Origin of the sequence: Haliea sp. (assembly GCF_041395985.1) — a bacterium.
GTDB lineage: Bacteria > Pseudomonadota > Gammaproteobacteria > Pseudomonadales > Halieaceae > Haliea.
In genome coordinates, this window is sequence record NZ_JAWKZJ010000005.1 from 54,345 (window position 1) to 72,708 (window position 18,364).

At 62.2% G+C, this 18,364-nt stretch carries 17 protein-coding genes; 5 read left to right on the forward strand and 12 right to left on the reverse strand.

Annotated elements, in window-relative coordinates:
• The first annotated feature begins 5 nt into the window (after positions 1-5).
• On the forward strand, positions 6-482 hold the full coding sequence (locus tag R3E49_RS10500) for an Lrp/AsnC ligand binding domain-containing protein (RefSeq protein WP_371295009.1): 477 nt from the start codon (positions 6-8) through the stop codon (positions 480-482).
• An 11-nt stretch (positions 483-493) separates the two neighbouring features.
• Here the strand turns inward: R3E49_RS10500 and R3E49_RS10505 are convergent, their stop codons facing one another.
• From R3E49_RS10505 to R3E49_RS10530, 6 genes are all read right to left on the reverse strand, one after another.
• Complete coding sequence (locus R3E49_RS10505; RefSeq protein ID WP_371295010.1) at positions 494-1,366, reverse strand: glycosyltransferase family 2 protein; 873 nt, start codon at positions 1,364-1,366, stop codon at positions 494-496.
• On the reverse strand, positions 1,367-3,250 hold the full coding sequence (locus tag R3E49_RS10510; RefSeq protein ID WP_371295011.1) for a hypothetical protein: 1,884 nt from the start codon (positions 3,248-3,250) through the stop codon (positions 1,367-1,369). It lies immediately after the preceding gene.
• Entirely contained in the window at positions 3,247-3,546 is a 300-nt protein-coding gene (locus tag R3E49_RS10515) for a hypothetical protein (protein ID WP_371295012.1), read from the reverse strand. Before R3E49_RS10515 ends, R3E49_RS10510 begins: the two co-directional genes overlap by 4 nt.
• The gene (locus R3E49_RS10520) at positions 3,491-4,102 is read right to left on the reverse strand and encodes a hypothetical protein (protein ID WP_371295013.1); all 612 of its coding nucleotides are present in this window, start codon (positions 4,100-4,102) and stop codon (positions 3,491-3,493) included. The genes R3E49_RS10515 and R3E49_RS10520 overlap by 56 nt, the downstream gene beginning before the upstream one ends.
• 252 nt (positions 4,103-4,354) lie before the next feature.
• Positions 4,355-5,023, reverse strand: a complete 669-nt coding sequence (locus R3E49_RS10525) for a hypothetical protein (protein WP_371295014.1) — start codon at positions 5,021-5,023, stop codon at positions 4,355-4,357.
• Between the two features lie 285 nt (positions 5,024-5,308).
• Positions 5,309-5,758, reverse strand: coding sequence for a pilin (locus R3E49_RS10530; protein ID WP_371295236.1), 450 nt, complete (start codon positions 5,756-5,758; stop codon positions 5,309-5,311).
• Positions 5,759-6,169: 411 nt separating this feature from the next.
• Between R3E49_RS10530 and pilB the strand changes: the two genes are divergently transcribed.
• Genes pilB through coaE form a run of 4 tightly spaced genes read left to right on the forward strand, consistent with a single transcriptional unit; the run spans position 6,170 to position 10,660 of the window.
• The gene (gene pilB / locus R3E49_RS10535) at positions 6,170-7,888 is read left to right on the forward strand and encodes a type IV-A pilus assembly ATPase PilB (RefSeq protein WP_371295015.1); all 1,719 of its coding nucleotides are present in this window, start codon (positions 6,170-6,172) and stop codon (positions 7,886-7,888) included.
• A gap of 34 nt (positions 7,889-7,922) precedes the next feature.
• Positions 7,923-9,140, forward strand: a complete 1,218-nt coding sequence (locus R3E49_RS10540; RefSeq protein WP_371295016.1) for a type II secretion system F family protein — start codon at positions 7,923-7,925, stop codon at positions 9,138-9,140.
• Between the two features lie 10 nt (positions 9,141-9,150).
• Positions 9,151-10,017: an A24 family peptidase gene (locus R3E49_RS10545; RefSeq protein ID WP_371295017.1), complete on the forward strand. Its 867-nt coding sequence runs from the start codon at positions 9,151-9,153 to the stop codon at positions 10,015-10,017.
• 28 nt (positions 10,018-10,045) lie between these two features.
• Complete coding sequence (gene coaE / locus R3E49_RS10550) at positions 10,046-10,660, forward strand: dephospho-CoA kinase (protein ID WP_371295018.1); 615 nt, start codon at positions 10,046-10,048, stop codon at positions 10,658-10,660.
• Positions 10,661-10,675: 15 nt separating this feature from the next.
• Here coaE and mutT read toward each other — a convergent pair whose 3' ends face one another.
• The 6 genes from mutT to ftsZ form a co-directional block, all read right to left on the reverse strand.
• Positions 10,676-11,083 (reverse strand): 8-oxo-dGTP diphosphatase MutT, encoded by a 408-nt coding sequence (gene mutT, locus R3E49_RS10555; RefSeq protein ID WP_371295019.1) that lies wholly within the window; start codon positions 11,081-11,083, stop codon positions 10,676-10,678.
• Positions 11,084-12,310, reverse strand: coding sequence for a bifunctional glutamate N-acetyltransferase/amino-acid acetyltransferase ArgJ (gene argJ, locus R3E49_RS10560; protein ID WP_371295020.1), 1,227 nt, complete (start codon positions 12,308-12,310; stop codon positions 11,084-11,086).
• 29 nt (positions 12,311-12,339) lie between these two features.
• Positions 12,340-15,060, reverse strand: a complete 2,721-nt coding sequence (gene secA, locus R3E49_RS10565) for a preprotein translocase subunit SecA (RefSeq protein ID WP_371295021.1) — start codon at positions 15,058-15,060, stop codon at positions 12,340-12,342.
• Between the two features lie 83 nt (positions 15,061-15,143).
• Positions 15,144-16,076, reverse strand: coding sequence for a peptidoglycan DD-metalloendopeptidase family protein (locus R3E49_RS10570; RefSeq protein ID WP_371295022.1), 933 nt, complete (start codon positions 16,074-16,076; stop codon positions 15,144-15,146).
• 119 nt (positions 16,077-16,195) lie between these two features.
• Entirely contained in the window at positions 16,196-17,107 is a 912-nt protein-coding gene (gene lpxC, locus R3E49_RS10575) for a UDP-3-O-acyl-N-acetylglucosamine deacetylase (RefSeq protein ID WP_290744661.1), read from the reverse strand.
• A 64-nt stretch (positions 17,108-17,171) separates the two neighbouring features.
• Entirely contained in the window at positions 17,172-18,329 is a 1,158-nt protein-coding gene (gene ftsZ / locus R3E49_RS10580; RefSeq protein WP_371295023.1) for a cell division protein FtsZ, read from the reverse strand.
• Positions 18,330-18,364 lie beyond the last annotated feature (35 nt).

The window sequence follows — 18,364 nt, forward strand, 5'->3', positions numbered from 1 at the left end:
GCACAATGAAAGCACGGCTTCAGAACCTCAACCGCACCGACCGGCGCCTGCTGCGGCTGCTGCAACAGGATGCACGCACCAGCTACGCAGAGCTCGCGCGCCAGGTTGGCCTGAGCACCACACCCTGCAAGGAGCGCATCAAACGGCTGGAGCGCGAGGGCATCATCCGTGGCTACCAGGCCATCCTGGACCCGGAACAGCTCGATGCGGGGCTGGTTGTGTTTGTGCAGATCCGCCTGAGCCGCACGTCACAGGATATTTTCGAGGAATTCAAACGCAGCGCCTTCGAACTACCCGAAGTTCAGGAGTGCTACCTCGTCTCCGGCAATTTCGACTACCTGATCAAGGCGCGCGTTGCTGACATGAATGCGTATCGCGCGTTCCTGGGCGAAACACTGCTTACCCTGCCCGGGGTGCAGGAATCGACCAGCTACGTGGTGATGGAGCAGGTGAAAGAAACTCTGGCGCTGCACATCCCCTGACAGCGGCCCGCTCAGTCGAGGTCGTGATCGATATCCTTGTACTGCAGGTTGGTGAGCTGCTCGGACAGGAGGCCAATGAAAAACACCACCAGACCCGCCAACAGCAACAGCGAGCTCATATTGCTGAAGCGCAATAAACCGCTGCCAAACGCGCCCAGCAGATAATTGGCCATGCCCAGGCCGGCCAGCAGCACCGACAGCGGAAAGTAGACTTTCAGCGGGGAATAGAGCGTACCAATCTTGAAGATGATGAGGAAAAAACGCACCCCGTCGCGCAGCGGACTGATATGGCTTTTGCCGACGCGCTGCTCTACCGCAATAGGTACAAAGCCGACGGAGTAACCGGCCCGAAAGAAGGCCATGGTCGAGGTCGTGGGGTAGCTGAAGCCGTTGGGCAGCAGATACAGGAAGCTGAGAAACTTGCGCCGGTTTACCGCACGAAACCCCGAGGTGAGGTCATCAATGCGCCGGTTTACCATCCAGCTCGCCAACCGGTTGTACAGCGTGTTGGCGCTCCAGCGCGCAAAGCTGGCCTGGGACGACAGGCCCGAGCGCGCGCCCACGACCATATCGTAGCCTTCCGCCATGGTGGCAAGCAGGCTGGCGATGTCCGCCGGGTCGTGCTGGCCATCGCCGTCCAGGAAAACCAGCACGTCTCCCCTCGCCGCCCGCGCGCCGGATTTTATCGCGGCGCCGTTGCCCTTGGGGTAGGGGTGGGACACGACCGTGGCGCCGGCACTGCGGGCGACCGCAGCCGTGTCATCCTCCGAGCCGTCGTTGACGACGATCAGTTCGGCATCGGGGTACAGGCTACGGAGGCGCGGTAGCAGCGGTGCCAGCCCCTGTTGCTCATTCCTGGCGGGTATCACAATGGAAATTCGCAACTAGTCTGCCTCCAGGTAGAGCGCGAGGGTTTCTTGATCTGAGACGGTTAACGCCCCCGCCGCCTGCAGCGTCAACAGCTGTCGCTGCAACGCTTCAGCCTCACTCACTTTACCCAATGCCGTACTGAAATGCAGCTGCATTAACAGGCCGCGTGGCGTACCCGGCGCCTGCGCAAGAAACTGCGCAGTGTATTCATAGGCATTGGCGTAACGTCCGAGGGCATTTTCCAGCACTGCGAGCAGGGCGTAGATATTCGCCGACGCCGTGGCACCGGCCTCCGGGCGCAGATACACGCTCGCAAAGGCATCCGCGATTGCAAGGCGGTCCAACTGCACACACTGCTCGTTCTGCAGCATCTGCACCAGCACATGCAGGGTGGCCACGGAACTCAGTGGGCGGGGCGCATCCAGAGCACTGGCGATGGTCCCCGCTGACGCCGGCAACGGCCGACCGGCCATGCAGCTGAGCGCGAGATTGCGCAGGTAATGATCGCCGTCCCGCTCCGGGGAGTGTGCATGGGCCTGGGCGGAATACGCCAGCGCCCGCTCGAGGCTGCCCGCTTGCGCATACATCACCGCCATATCGGCATTGGCGCGAAAAGACGCCGGGTGCGCACTGATCTGATTGAAGCGCAGCAGGTAGCTATTTGCCCAGATTTCCACCTGGGAGCTGGTATTGAAGCTCAACATCAGCAGTGCAAGGGCAAGATAGGCCATCACCGGTCGGGCGACCACACGCCAACGCCGTGCCAGTTCGGCCAGCAGCAGCGCCAGGAGGAGGAAGACAGCAATACCGGGAAAGTAATTGCGGTGCTCGAAATACAGCTCCAACGGCAGCACGGTGGACTCGACGCTGTGCCCGACCAGGAACATGAGCAGGCAGAACGCCACCCGCCGGCCCAGGGCGAAGCGAGAGATTGCGGCGGCAAGCAGCAGCGCCGCACACCAGGCCACTAGCGCATGGAGCGTGGTAATGGGGCTCATTATTGACCGCGATAGCACGACATCGTCATGGTACAGCCCCATGCGGGCGACGTCCGGCCAGACCAGTTGCCCCAGATAATCCCAGAGAATCCGGCTCTGGGTCAGCAGCCGTTCCACCAGCGTAAACTCGCGCAGCGCGTAGTGCGCCAGAAAGCGCTCGGGCGCCAGGGCAAACACAGCGATCACGAACACGCCGCCCAACACCAGGGCACCCAACACCTGGTAGAGCATCCTCTGGTCGACACGGTCACCTCGACGACAGCCGAACCAGAGCAACTCCAACAGCAGCAAAACCGGCAGCACAACGACACCATTTTCCTTGGCGAATACCGCCAGGGTGGCGCAGACAATCACCAGCGCAAAGCGCAGTATGCCCTTCTCGCCTGCGCTGTAGCGCTCGCGCCAGTAGGTATAGGCGATGAGCGCGAGCAACATCAATGTACAGGCCAGCATGGCCATACGCTGCACCGCATACAGCACCGTACTCACCCACAGCGGCGACACCAGCCACAGGCCTGCCGCAAGCAGCGCCACTGCCATAACACGCGCATAATCGGCTGCACCCAACAGGCGATGGATCAGCCAGGCCAACAGGAGCCCATTCAGCAGGTGCAGGCCGATATTGATGGCCTTGCTCCAGCGCACATCATCGCCAACAAAGGCCCGCTCGGCGACGAAGGTCGCCATGGTGACCGGCCTTCCCAGCGGCCCGGAACCATCCCCGAACACCTGCTCCACGCGTTGCCGAGAATCCACGTCGGTCTCCAGCAAGGTCACACTGGTGCGGTCATCCAGCAAGACCGGGCCGTGAATACCCGGCGCATAAAGCCACGCTGTTGCAGCAAGCAGCAGGCCAAACATCCCGAACAGGCAAAGCCTTGCAGCGTACCCGGACATCATTGGCCTGCCCCCGCAACGACCTGGCGCTGTAACGGCAGCTGGCGCCGACGGCTGTCGTAGTGCATCCACTCCCCTATCGAGCGCAAGACACCCTCGGCATCGCCAACTTCACTGTAGCGGGCGATGAGGTAGGGATAGTAGGCCAGCTGGCCGGGCAAGCGAGCCAGCGCCGCTTTCAGGGCAGCAAGCAACTCCTCGGGGGGCGCACCACGCGCCTGCAGGTAGGTGTAACGCAGGCTGTCAAGGTCCGTGGGGGTGAGCGAGTAGCGCCCCAACGCGGCAAACAGCCGCTCCACTTCCTCGTCCTGCGTGGCGCACCTTGCCATCGCCCATGCATTCCGCCAGCACCTGTAGCGCATTCCTGTCGGAGGCTTTCAGCACCCGACCCGGCAGCGCGGCGTGCAGGGCCGACAGCCAGTCGGTTTGCGCACCCAGCTCGGGAAAGAAGAGGCTATCCAGGTAATAGAGCATCACCAGCGCACCGAGATCTGCTGGGTCACGCTGATGCATCAGTTCCATGTAGTGTCGGCCGACCGCCAGACTGGCCCTGGCCTCTGCTTCGGTGAGTCCCAGTTCATTCCGCAGCCGATACTGGCGCAGCAGTGCATTACCGTAGAAGTAATTGGAGCGTACGGACTCGGGATGACGGGCCAGGTTCGTGCGCGACAGTGTGAGATCATCAGACCAGGTGTTGCCCCGCAAACCCAGCAGCAGCGCAAACACGGCGCACAGCGCCAGCAGCGCCGGCACACGGCGCGGCGCTGGCAGGCGATCGAGCAGACTGGCAAAGCCGACGCCCAGCAACAGGCAAATACCGATACTGGGCAAATAGTTGCGATGTTCGTAGACCATCTCCAGTGCGAAAGCTGGACTCCATGCTGTGGCCCACGAGGTACACAGAACCGCCAACAGAAGCAGGAGGCCAGCGTGCACGCCGCCAGACGGCGACGACAAGCACCGACACCCAGCCCGCCACAGCAAGCAGTGTGGACACAGGCTGCAGCCAGCCGGTCGACAGCGCCACGTCATCGTGCTGAAATCCCATGCTCAGAATATTGGGCCAGACAATCCAGCTGACGTACTGCCACAGCACGCGCGCCTGCGTCAGCAACCGCTCCTCGAGGTGAAATTGCGCTGGGCATAGCCCCCAGAAACGTCTCGGGCGCGAACCAGAAAATCAATGCAATCGCTACAAGCGGCAACAGCAACAGCACCCAGCCGGCAGCCGCCAGCGGCGACCGCAGCTGGCCCGGCCCAGCGACCGCGGTACACCGCCACTTCCACCGCCGGCAGCAACCACAGCAACAGCGCCCCGTTTTCCTTGCTGAGCACCGCGAACACCGTGACCAGCAGCAGCCACAGCGCCGCCGCAACCACCTCCTGCGGGCTGGCGCCGCGCTCGGCCCAGCGGGAGCGCCAGCGCACGAACAGCAACAGCCCCAGCACCGTGAACAGCGTGGACAGCTGCGCCATACGCTGCACCGCATACAACACCGTAGACACATGCAGGGGGTGCAGCAGCCAGAACCCCATGGCAAGCGCCGCCACCCAGCCGGGATCACAGCGCAGTTTGCCCTGGGCCACCAGCGCCGCAAGCAGCGCGCGGAACAGCAAGAACAGCAGGCCAGCAATAACGAGGTGAATCACGATGTTGCCCAGCTTGAGCGAGCGGGCGCTGAAGCCGCCCTCGAGGGCGTGCTGCAGGGCAAACGTCACCATGGTCAGGGGCGGCTCAGCGGGCCGGCACTGGAACTGAAGGCGGCGGTACGCCATTCGTCAAAGCGCTCGCCGGAAATCTGCACCAGCTGATTGCCGCTGAGGGCCGGGCGTCATCGAAGAGAAAGTCGTCGCCGGCGTTAGGGGCGTAGAGCAGCGCAGCGATGAACAACAACAGCGCGACCCACCCGCTGAGGCGTGCGGTAACGGAAAACCCTTCCAGGAAGCTGTCGCGCACTCTGTTTTCATTACGTTGTGGGCGGCAGTGTATACCGCTTTACGGCGTCAACAAAAAATGGGCATAAAAAAGCCCGGCAATGCCGGGCTTCAGGGATGCCGAGTTTAGCCGCGGCAGTTGGCCGGGAGGTACTTGGCTTCGATAGGGGTAGTAGTACCAGGCTTACATTTCCAATCAATTGAGCGATCAGAGCGAGTCGTCCCTGACAACACGAAAGAGTTTCCGGTGCCACCGCCGGGGATGATGCCAGCCTGGACCCTAGCACGCAGCAAAGGCCCAGAGGCGGCGCTGGTGTAAATGATTGATGCCACGATTTCTTTATTTGGATCACTGTTAATGCCTGCGATTGCAGCCGTATTCGGCAGTACACCATTAGCAGAGTAATACTCAGCAATCGTCGTCTTCGCTTCAGCCAGCGTCGCCAGCGGCTCGGACATCTTCGCCCGCACGGTGTAATCCTGATAGGCCGGCAGCGCAATAGCCGCCAGGATGCCCACGATCGCGATTACGATCATCAGTTCGATCAGGGTAAAACCCTTTTGTACATTCTGCATTTTCATGTTCCTTACTCCTGTCCCCTGCGGGGTGTTTGGTCCGCACGCTTGCTCAGTGAGCGCGTTGCGAGTCAGAATAAGCATGAAGCGTGCCAATCAAACACGAGGGCCCGAGCAGGAGAATATTTGTTTATAAAACATGGTGTTACGATTCAGGCGTATTCGGAATCACCACCCTGCCCGCCGTACACCTGACCAATTTGGGTCAGAAAGCGGCCGGATGTGACGTTTATTGTCAGCCTGGCGGTGACGCAGCCTGTCGCACGGCGGGCGAACCCGCGCCAAATTTGGGCAAAAATCCATATAAAATCATGCTTTTACGACCGCTTCAGGGTATTAGCATGAACTTTCTCTGGGTATACTTGGGCTGAGTATTGACAAAATAATGCGACCCCCAGGGATGCAGGCAGGATGAACGAAAGAGCAATCGGGCAGTTGAGTGGCCTCGCGGGGCGCCTTGTGGTGGAGGGCCTGCTGAGCGCCGAGGCTGCCAAGGAAGCGCAGCGCGAGGCGACCTACCAGCGGGTTCCCCTGGTCAAATACCTCGTTGACAAGCTTAGCCTCGACAGCCACCGCATCGCGGAGATCGCCTCCAACGAATTTGGGGTGCCGCTGTTCGACATCAGCGCCTTCAACCTGGCCACCCTGCCCAGCGGCCTGGTGGATACCAACCTCGTTACCAAGCACCATGCCCTGCCCCTGTTCCGCCGCGGCAATCGCCTGTTCATCGCCGTCTCGGACCCCACCAACCTGGCTGCATTGGACGAAATCAAGTTCCACACCGGTGTCAACACCGATGCCATCCTCGTCGAGGAGCGCAGCCTGAACGCGGTGATCACGGACTGGATGGAGTCCCAGGACAACCTCACTGAAGGGCTGGGTGACCTCGAATCCGAGGACTTTGAGAATATCGACATCTCCACCGGTGATGACAACAGCAAGGAGGACGCGGGCTCAGACGGTGTCGACGAGACACCCATCGTACGTTTCATCAACAAGGTGCTGGTGGACGCCATCAAGCAGGGCGCATCGGACATTCACTTCGAACCCTACGAGAAGAACTACCGGGTGCGTTTCCGCACCGACGGCATTCTGCGCGAGGTGGTCAAGCCGCCCAAGAACCTCTCGGCACGGATGGCCGCGCGTCTGAAAATCATGTCGCAGATGGATATCTCCGAGCGGCGGGTACCGCAGGACGGGCGCATCCAGATGAAGCTGTCCCGCAACCGGGCCATCGACTTCCGGGTCAACACCCTGCCCACCCTGTTCGGCGAGAAAGTGGTGCTGCGTATCCTGGATCCCAGCAGCGCGCAGATGGGTATCGACGCACTGGGCTACGAGGAAGACCAGAAGAAGATGTATCTGGATGCGCTGAGCAAACCCCAGGGCATGATTCTGGTCACCGGTCCCACCGGTTCGGGTAAAACGGTGTCGCTGTATACCGGTATCAACCTGCTGAACCAGCCGGAGCGGAATATTTCCACCGCGGAGGACCCGGTGGAAATCAATATGGAAGGTGTCAACCAGGTGCACGTGAACCCCAAGGTGGGGCTCAATTTCGCCGAGGCCCTGCGCTCCTTCCTGCGTCAGGACCCGGACGTGATCATGGTCGGTGAGATCCGCGACCTGGAAACCGCGGAAATCGCCATCAAGGCCGCGCAGACCGGTCACCTTGTGCTATCCACCCTGCACACCAACAGCGCCGCGGAGACCGTCACGCGACTGCTGAACATGGGCGTACCCTCGTTCAACCTCGCCACATCGGTCAACCTGATTATCGCCCAGCGACTGGCGCGGCGCCTCTGCAAGGAATGCAGCGAACCCGCCGAACTGCCCACCGAGGTGCTGCTGAAAGCAGGCTTCAGTGAGGAACAGCTGGCCAACGCCGATATCCGGCGCGCTGTGGGTTGCGACCTCTGCAAGGACGGCTACAAGGGCCGGGTCGGTATCTACGAGGTGGTGCGTATCACCCCGACCATCGCCCAGCTGATTCTGTCCCAGGGCAACGCCATGGAAATTCACAAGCAAGCGCGGGCGGAGGGCTTCCCGGATTTGCACCAGTCCGCGCTGCTGAAGGTACTCAAGGGTATGACCAGCCTGGAAGAAGTGAACCGGGTGACCACGGACTAGACACTGCGTAACCACGTGCTAAACGGACGAGACTATGGCTACCAACGCGGCAAAAAACGTATTTGTGTGGAACGGCGTCGACCGCAACGGGCGCGCGACACAGGGTGAGATCACCGCACAGAGCTCGGGCGTTGCCCGCGCGCAGCTGCGCACCCAGGGCATCAAGCCGAAAACAGTCAAGAAGAAGGCGAAGCCCCTGTTCGGTGGCGGCGGCAAGCCGATCAAGCCCGCGGATATCGCCATTTTCACACGCCAGCTGGCCACGATGATGAAAGCCGGGGTGCCGCTGGTACAGAGCTTCGACATCGTTGCAGAAGGTCTGGAAAAGCCGCGCATGCGCGAGCTGGTGGTCAGTATCAAGAACGACGTTGCCTCCGGTTCCGGCCTGGCGCCGTCGCTGGCAAAGTACCCGCGTCAGTTCGACGACCTGTTCTGCAGCCTGGTCGCCTCGGGCGAGGCCTCGGGTACGCTGGAGGTCATGCTGAGCCGGGTCGCCACCTACAAGGAAAAAACCGAGCAGCTGAAAGCCAAGATTAAAAAGGCCATGACCTACCCCACTGCGGTGGTGATTGTAGCCATCGTCGTGACCGCCATTCTGCTGATCAAGGTGGTGCCGCAGTTTGCCGATACCTTCCGCAGCTTCGGCTCCGACCTGCCGGCGTTCACCCTGATGGTGGTGGGGCTCTCGAATTTCATGCAGGAATGGTGGTTTATCATCCTCATTGGCATGATTGCCGCCGGCTATGGCATGAAGGAGGCCAAACACCGCTCGGTGGCGTTTGCCGAGGCACTGGATCGACTCGCCCTGCGCTTGCCTGTGGTGGGAGGCATTGTGCACGATGCGATTGTGGCCCGCTTCTCCCGCACCCTGGCGACGACCTTCGCCGCCGGCGTGCCGCTGGTCGATGCCCTGAACTCCACCGCCGGCGCTGCGGGCAACTCGGTGTACAGCAAGGCAATCATGCAGATTCGCGACGACGTTACCACCGGCACCACGCTGTACCAGGCGATTCGCGCCACCGGCCTGTTCCCGAACATGCTGCTGCAGATGGTCTCTATCGGTGAGGAATCCGGCGCGCTTGACGACATGCTGGACAAGGTCGCCCAGCACTACGAGGAAGCCGTGGACAACGCGGTAGACAGCCTCAGCTCACTGATGGAGCCCATTATCATGTCTGTGCTCGGCGTGCTGGTCGGCGGCCTGATGATCGCCATGTACCTGCCGATCTTCATGCTGGGTTCGGTAATCTAGGCCAGCGCGGGTGCTGGACGTATTCCTGGCGCAGCCCGGGTGGCTGGCAAGCTGCCTGTTGCTGCTGGGTCTGGTCGTCGGCAGTTTCCTCAATGTGGTGGTGTACCGGCTGCCGCTGATGATGCAGGCGCAGTGGCGCAGGGAGTGTTGCGAACTCCTGGCGCAACCCGTGGCGGAAGCAGCGCCGCTGAGCCTGGCCGCACCCAACTCCCACTGCCCCCACTGCAAGGCACCGGTGCGCCCCTGGCAGAACATCCCGGTGATCAGTTACCTGCTGCTCCGGGGCCGCTGTGCCGGATGCCGCGCGCGCATTTCCCCGCGCTACCCCGTGGTGGAAGCCGCCACCGGACTCGTCACACTCTGGCTGGGAGTGCATTACGGCCCCGGCTGGCAGCTGGCCGGCGCCGTGCTGCTGACCTGGGCACTCATCACCCTCACTCTGATAGACTTTGATACCCAGCTGCTGCCCGACGACATTACCCTGCCCCTGCTGTGGCTGGGACTGGCGTTCAACCTGAGTGGCACGTTCGTGCCCATTACCGACGCCGTGCTCGGCGCCATCGCGGGCTATGGCATCCTGTGGAGCGTGTACTGGCTGTTCAAGCTGGCGACCGGCAAGGAGGGTATGGGCTACGGGGATTTCAAGCTGCTGGCAGCGCTGGGGGCCTGGCTGGGCTGGCAGGCACTGCCGCTGGTGGTCCTGCTTTCCTCGCTGGTGGGCGCCATGGTCGGTATTCTCCTGATCGTCATCGCGCGCCGTGGCCGTGATATTCCCATGCCCTTCGGACCCTACCTGGCGGCCGCCGGGTGGCTGGCCCTGATCTGGGGTGAGCCCATCCTCCAGGCCTGGCTGGGCGCGAACGGCTTGCCCGCCTGACAGGGCCAGTTAGACGATAGGGGAGAGAATGAGCCTGATCATCGGCATTACCGGCGGCATCGGCAGCGGCAAGACCGCCGTCACGGACCGCTTCGTCCGTCACGGCATCACCGTGGTTGATGCGGATCTGGCGGCACGCATCGTCGTAGAGCCCGGCACACCGGCGCTGGCCGCGATTGCCCGGCGCTTCGGCCCCGAGGTGCTGCAGGGTGACGGCAGCCTGGACCGCGCTGCCCTGCGGCGTATCGTGTTTGCCGACCCGGCACAGCGCAAGTGGCTGGAGCAGCTGACCCACCCACTTATCGGTGAGGAGATCCAGCGCCAGTTGGCCGCCTCGCGCAGCCCTTACACCCTGCTCAGTTCCCCCCTGCTGCTGGAATCCGCTACCCAGCGCGAGCTCGCCGCGCTGGTGGTTGTTGTGGATGTCCCGGAGGAGATGCAACTGGCGCGCACGGTGCAGCGAGACAACAACGACGAGGATCAGGTAAAGCGCATCATGGCCGCGCAGCTGCCGCGACAGCAGCGCCTGGCACGGGCAGACATTGTGATTGACAACAGCGGTTCACTGAAGGCGTTGGATGCGGTGGTCGCCGAGTTGCACAAAGAGTTTCTGCAGCGCGCGGAAGAGGCGCGCCGACACTGACCCGGTCACGTCACGCTAATCCGCCTGTTCCCCCAGCCGCCGGCGAACGGCGCTGACGATAGGCACATTGGCGGCTGGAAACTCGTAGCGGCCCAGCTCCTCCGCCGTCACCCAGCGCAACGGCTGTCCCTCCAGCCCACGCGCATTGCCCTCCAGCTCCGTGACCAGGTGCACATCCAGCAGCACCGCCTTGTCGCCGTAGTTGAAGGGGACCAGCAGCAGCGGCTGTGAGGTCGCAAATCCGATGCCGAGTTCCTCGCGCAACTCCCGCGCCAGAGCCCGCTCCACAGACTCGCCGGGTTCGACCTTGCCACCGGGAAACTCCCACAGCCCACCCTGGTGCGCAGCACTGGCGCGGCGACTGATCAGTACCCTGCGCTGTTCATCCAGCACCACGCCAACCGCAACATGCACTGCGGCCATTCAGGTACGGTACTCCGCATTGATGCGCACGTAGTCATAGGAAAAGTCCGTGGTCCACACGGTCGCCGCGGCGGGCCCGCGCTGCAGCTCGATACGAATGGTGATGTCGTCCTGTGCCATCGCAGCGGCACCCTGCTGCTCGGTGTAACTGGACGCACGGCAACCCTGCTCGGCGATCAGCACATCGTTCAGGTACACGGCGATGCGCGTGACATCGAGGTCCACCAGCCCCGCGCGGCCGATCGCCGCCAGCAGACGCCCCCAGTTCGGATCGGAGGCGAACAGCGCCGTCTTCACCAGCGGTGAATGGGCGATGGTAAAGGCCACGTCGAGACACTCCTGCTCCCGCGCGCCACCATTGACCTGCACCGTGACAAACTTGCTGGCCCCCTCGCCGTCGCGCACCAGGCCTTGCGCGAGGTTAACGCAGGCTTCCTGCAGGGCGTTGCGCAACGCGTCGTAGAGAGGATCGTCCGCGGACTGCAACAGCGCATTGCCCGCTGCGCCGGTTGCCACCAGCATGCAGGCGTCGTTGGTCGAGGTATCCCCGTCCACCGTAATGCGGTTGAACGAAAGCTCAACCGCCTCAGCGAGCAGGGCCTGCAGGACTGTGGGACTGACCGCGACATCTGTCGCCAGATAGGCCAGCATCGTCGCCATGTTGGGCCGCAGCATGCCGGCGCCCTTGGCAATGCCGGTCAGCACATGGCTGTGCCCATTGCAGCTGAACTGCACAGAGCAGGCCTTGGGCCGGGTATCCGTCGTCATGATGCCGTGGGCGGCATCCAGCCAGCCGTCCACCTGTAACGCCGCCAGCGCCTGCGGCAGCACGTCGATAATTTTCTGCACCGGCAGCGGCTCCCCGATGACGCCGGTGGAGAACGGCAGCACGGACTCGGGGGCTACGCCGGCCAGTTCAGCAACGGCCGCGGCACAGCGACGCGCATCAGCGAGCCCGGCATCACCGGTACCGGCATTGGCATTGCCCGTGTTCACCAGCAGGTAGGCTGGCCGTTGCTGACTGGCCGCCAGATGCTCCTTCGCCACCACCACCGGCGCCGCGCAGAACGCATTGCGCGTAAACACCCCTGCAACGTGGCTACCGGCGGCCAACTCCATGAGCACGACATCGCGCCGTCCCGGCTTTTTTATACCCGCGGAGACTGTGGCCAGGCGCAGGCCCGGTACCGACAGCAACTCCCCCAGGCGCGCTTCACCCACTGCCATGCTGTTGCTCTCCCGCTACGCCGCCAGGCTCAGTCGATACGCCCGTGGCACTGTTTGTACTTTTTCCCGCTGCCACAGGGGCAGGGTTCGTTGCGCCCCACCTTGGGCTGTTCACGGGTGAAGGTCTGCGGCGTTTCCGCCGGTGCGGATTCCGCCGCCCCACTGGCCAGGGCTTCCTCCGCCATGGCCGAGGCCGCGGCGTGCTGGAAGGCCAGTTTTTCGCGCTCCGCTGCCTCGCGCCTGCGCGCCTCAATCAGCGCCGACTCGTCCTGGTGCTGGATCTGCACGTGGCTCAGGAACTTGATGACCTCATACTTGAGGTTCTGCAGCAGCTGTTCGAACAACGCGAAGGACTCACGCTTGTATTCCTGCTTGGGATTCTTCTGCGCGTAGGCGCGCAGATGGATGCCCTGCCGGAGATGATCCATGGTCGCCAGGTGATCTTTCCACAGCGTATCCAGCACCTGCAGCATGATCTGCTTTTCGATCTTGCGCATGGGCGGCCCGACGTCCGCACACTTGGCGTCATAGGCCTCCTGCACTGCGGCGACGATTTTTTCACGCAGTGCTTCCTCGTGCAGGCTGTCGTCCTCGTCCAGCCATTGCTGCAGCGGCAGCGTGACGGCAAATTCCGCCTCAAGCTGACGCTCAAGGCCAGGCACATCCCACTGTTCCTCGACGCTCATCGGCGGGATATAACTGGAGATCGCCTCGTTTACCACGTCCTCGCGAATGGCGGTAATGGTATCGGCAATATCCGCCTCGCCCAGCAACTCGTTCCGCTGCTGGTAGATGATCTGGCGCTGGTCGTTGGCCACGTCATCGTATTCGAGCAACTGCTTGCGAATGTCGAAGTTGCGCCCCTCGACCTTCCGCTGCGCTTTTTCAATGGCATTGGTCACCATGCGATGTTCGATCGCTTCGCCTTTCTCCATGCCCAGCGCCTGCATGAAGCTCTTCACTCGGTCAGAGGCAAAAATGCGCATGAGATTGTCTTCAAGTGACAGATAGAACCGCGACAGGCCGGGGTCACCCTGGCGTCCGGCACGACCGCGCAGCTGATTGTCGATGCGCCGCGACTCGTGTCGCTCAGTACCCAGAATGTGCAGCCCACCCGCAGCCAGCACCGCCTCGTGGCGCTGGCGCCAGGCCTCGGTCAGCTCGGCGCGCCGCGCATCGGACACGTCACCCAGCGACTCCAGCTCTGCCTCGAGGCTGCCGCCCAGCACAATGTCCGTGCCCCGGCCCGCCATGTTGGTCGCAATCGTCACCACCCCCGGGCGCCCGGCCTGGGCAATAATCTCCGCTTCCTGCTCATGGTATTTGGCGTTGAGAACCTTGTGCGGAATCTTCGCGGCGCGAAAGCGTTGCGACAGCTCTTCAGAGGTTTCCACCGACGCGGTACCCACCAGCACCGGAGCACCCTTCTCCACGCAATCCTTCACGTCGGTGACAATGGCGTCGAATTTCTCTTCGCGCGTCAGGTAGACCAGATCGTTCAGGTCTTTACGCTGTCGTGGCTTGTTGGTCGGAATCACCAGCACTTCCAGGCCGTAGATCTGGCGAAACTCGAAAGCTTCCGTGTCCGCGGTGCCGGTCATGCCCGCCAGTTTCTTGTACAGTCGGAAGTAGTTCTGGAAGGTGGTCGAAGCCAGGGTCTGGCTCTCGTTCTGGATACGCACGCCCTCCTTGGCTTCGATGGCCTGATGCAGACCCTCGGAGAGCCTGCGGCCGGTCATGGTGCGGCCGGTGTGCTCGTCAATCAACACCACCTGATCGCCCTGTACGATGTACTCCACGTCCCGATGGAACAGTGCGTGGGCACGCAGGCCGGAATACACATGGTGCAGCAGGTTCAGGTTGGTCGCGGCGTAGAGACTGTCGCCCTCCTGCAGCAGCCCCTCACCAGTGAGCAGCTCTTCGACGTACTCGTGGCCCATCTCGGTCAGCTCGATCTGACGCTGCTTCTCGTCGACCGTGAAGTGGCCCTCCTGTCCTTCCACATCGCGTTTGAGCAAGGGGACCAGTTTGTTGATGCGTTGGTACAGCGCCGAGCTGTCCTCAGAGGCACCGGAAATCACCAGCGGGGTGCGCGCCTCATCGATCAGGATGGAGTCGACTTCGTCGACAATGGCAAAGCTGAGCTCGCCCTGCAGTTTATCCTCGAGCCGGAACGCCATGTTGTCCCGCAGGTAGTCAAAGCCGAATTCATTGTTGGTGCCGTGAATGATATCGGCCTGGTACGCCTCGCGCTTCTGCTCCTGGGTCTGGCCGGAACGTACGACACCGACAGACACACCGAGGAAGCGGTAGAGGGGTGACATCCACTGCGCATCGCGCCCGGCCAGGTAATCGTTGACCGTAATCAGGTGCACGCTTTTGCCGGACAGGGCATTCAGGTAGGCCGGCAGGGTGGCCACCAGGGTTTTGCCCTCCCCGGTGCCCATCTCGGCGATCTTGCCCTCATGCAACGCCATACCGCCAATCAGCTGTACATCAAAATGCCGCATGCCCAGGGTGCGCTGACTCGCCTCGCGGGTGACCGCGAAGGCCTCGGGCAGAATGTCGTCCAACGTCGCGCCATCCGCCAGGCGCTGGCGGAACTCGCCGGTCTTGGCCGCCAGGGCGGCATCGTCCAGCGCCTGCATAGCCTCTTCCAGTGCGTTGATCTTGCGGACGATCTTGCCAAGGCGCTTCAGCTCCCGATCATTTCGGGTGCCGAAGATTTTCTTCATCGTAGTCGTAATCATTAAGGGGTCACTGCGTTAGACATCAGGGCTTCACCCGCCCGATGTGGTACCCGGCGGGAGACGAATTTTGCGCGATGGGTGATTCAGCGTCGGGTGCGACGCACGTAGCTGGAGGGATCGACAGGACGGCCGTGCTTGTACACTTCGAAATGCACGTGGGGACCGGTAGCGCGCCCGCTGGAGCCCATCAGGGCAATGGGCTGGCCCTTGCGCACGAGGTCGCCGGGCTCCACGAGATTGGACTGATTGTGGGCGTACCGCGTGACCAGACCGTCGCCGTGGGAGACTTCAACCATCATCCCGTAGCCGTTGCGGTCATTGCCAGAGAACGTCACCACGCCGCCCGCCACCGCGATGACGTTGGACCCGGCCTTGCCGGCGTAGTCAATACCGTAGTGTGCGGAACGCTTGCCCGAGAACGGATCCGCACGCACACCAAAACCGGACGACACCCAACCCTTTTCCACGGGACGGCCGGACACCCAGGCCTCCTCATCCAGCTTGCGGTGGGTGAGCAGTGACTCAAGGATTTCCAGCTGCTGTTCACGCTCCGTGAGGCGTTCAGCAAAGTGCTCTAACTCACCCGTGAGGTCGGGCGCCAGGTACTCGACGCTAAAATCAGCTGCCAGGGGACCACCGACCGCCGGGGGCTGGCTGAAATCGAACTCGCCGTCCTGCAGATCGGCCATGGCCGTGAGGTGTTCGCCGAGGGCGTCGAGGCGTGTCATTCGCGCCTGCAGCTCCGCCAGACTCAGCGTCATGGCCTGCAGCTTGCGCTCAGCCTCGAGACGCAGGTCCTCCAGCTCCGTTGACTGGGTGGCAAGCTCGTCCTGCAGGCTGTCCAGGGAATTGTCGCGCAGGTCACGCGCCTGAGACTCCTGACCGACGAAGTAGCCCAGTGCCACCATGCCCAGCGGCAGTCCGAGACAGCACAGGGACAGCAGGGCGCGTGACCAGCGGCCCAGCTCGAGAGAGCGGGACCCGCCGTGTTTGCGGCTTATCAGGATGACCTTCATTGGCAACCGGTTGCAATGAACTGACGCGCGAGTGTGCCATAGTCACGGGAATATTACCAATAGCAATTTGCGCCGCCGACGGCAACGGCGCGGGGCATGGCTGCCCGGCGCCCGAAGTATCAGGCGGCGGCGGGGCTCAGCGAGTAGGAAATCGGCGCGGTGGCCTCATCTTCGAAGGTCACCATTTCCCAGGCATCCGGCTGGGCTATCAGGGCCCGCAGGGAGGCATTATTGAGTGCGTGACCGGACTTGTGCGCCCGGTATTCGCCGATAACGCTGTAGCCGAGCAGGTAGATGTCGCCGATAGCATCGAGAATCTTGTGTTTGACGAACTCGTCGTCGTAGCGCAGGCCATCCTGGTTCAGGATGCGGTATTCGTCCACCACAATGGCGTTGTCCACGCTGCCGCCACGGGCCAGCCCCTGGGAGCGCAGGTATTCGATTTCGTGCATGAATCCGAAGGTGCGCGCGCGGCTCACTTCCTTGACGAAAGAAGTGCTGGAAAAGTCGATTTCCGCGTGCGGTGACCGCTCGCGGAATACGGGGTGATCAAACTCGATGGAAAACGAGACCTTGAAGCCATCAAAGGGGAGAAAGCTGGCTGTCTTGTCCCCGTCTTCCACCGTGACCGGACGCTTGATGCGGATGAATTTCTTCGCCGCGTTCTGTTCCTCGATACCCGCGGACTGGATCAGGAACACAAACGGACCCGCACTGCCGTCCATAATCGGCACTTCCGACGCGCTCACATCGACAAAGGCATTGTCGATGCCCAGCCCCGCCATCGCCGACAGCAGGTGCTCCACGGTCGACACCTTCTCGCCATTGGCGATCAACGTGGTCGAGAGCGTGGTCTCCCGCACATTCTCGGCGCGCGCGGGGATTTCGACCACGGGGTCGAGGTCCACGCGCCGGAATACAATACCTGCATCAATGGGGGCAGGCGACAGGGTGAGATACACTTTCTCACCCGTGTGCAAACCGACGCCCGTTGCCTTGATGGCATTGCGTAATGTGCGCTGTCGAATCATACCTTCACCATCTCCTCTGCCCCGGACCGTCCGCGGCAGCCGATGGTGTGTCGGCTATGCCTCGTCAGTCCGCCTGGCGCCGCAAAAATGCGGGGATGTCAAAATAATCGTCACTCGCCATCGCGGCGGCCTCACCACCGGCTGACATGGCGCGACGCATCTTGGTCGGCCGCTCCAGATCACGGTAATCGGGCTCTTCATCCGTTGCTGCAACCGCTGCACGCGGCGCTGTGCCCACTACCTGCAGCGGCGTCGCACGTGCCACCTCGCTGCCCAGACCTGTCGCCACCACCGTGACCTTGAGCTCGTCGGTCATGTTCGGGTCAATCACGGTGCCGACCACTACTGTCGCGTCATCCGACGCAAATTCTTCGATCGTGTCGCCAACTTCGGAAAACTCGCCGAGCGACAGATCCAGACCCGCGGTGATGTTCACCAGAATACCGCGCGCCCCCCGGAGGTCGATATCATCCAGCAGAGGGCTGTTGATCGCACGCTCTGCCGCCTCGCGGGCGCGGTTTTCACCGCGGGCAGAGCCGGTTCCCATCATCGCCATGCCCATCTCGGACATGACCGTACGCACATCGGCAAAATCCACGTTGATCATGCCGGGACGAATGATCAGGTCGGCAATACCCTGAACTGCGCCCAACAATACATCATTCGCTTCTTTGAAGGCATCCAATAAACTGGTACTTTTTCCGAGCACTTCCAGCAACTTTTCGTTCGGAATGGTGATCAAAGAGTCGACGTGTTGCTGCAGTTCCCGCACACCCTCCAGCGCGATCGCCAGCCGCTTCTTGCCTTCGAAAGGGAACGGCCGGGTGACCACGGCCACCGTAAGAATACCCATTTCACGCGCCACTTCCGCAACAATCGGCGCGCCGCCAGTACCCGTGCCACCACCCATACCCGCGGTGATGAACACCATGTCGGCGCCGCGCAGCGCATCGGCGATACGATCACGATCCTCGAGCGCCGCCGCGCGACCGATCTCCGGATTCGCTCCGGCTCCCAGGCCCTTGGTGATGGCACCACCGAGTTGCAGCACGGTTTTCGAACGGATGTCCGAAAGCGCCTGCGCATCGGTATTGGCACAGATGAAGTCCACGCCTTCAACTGAGTTCTCGATCATGTGCTTGACCGCGTTGCCGCCGCCACCGCCAACACCGATAACCTTGATGACCGCGTTCTGTGGTACGTTGTCGATAAGTTCAAACATAGCGTTTCTCCCCTTTCCTTTATGTGGCCACGCCG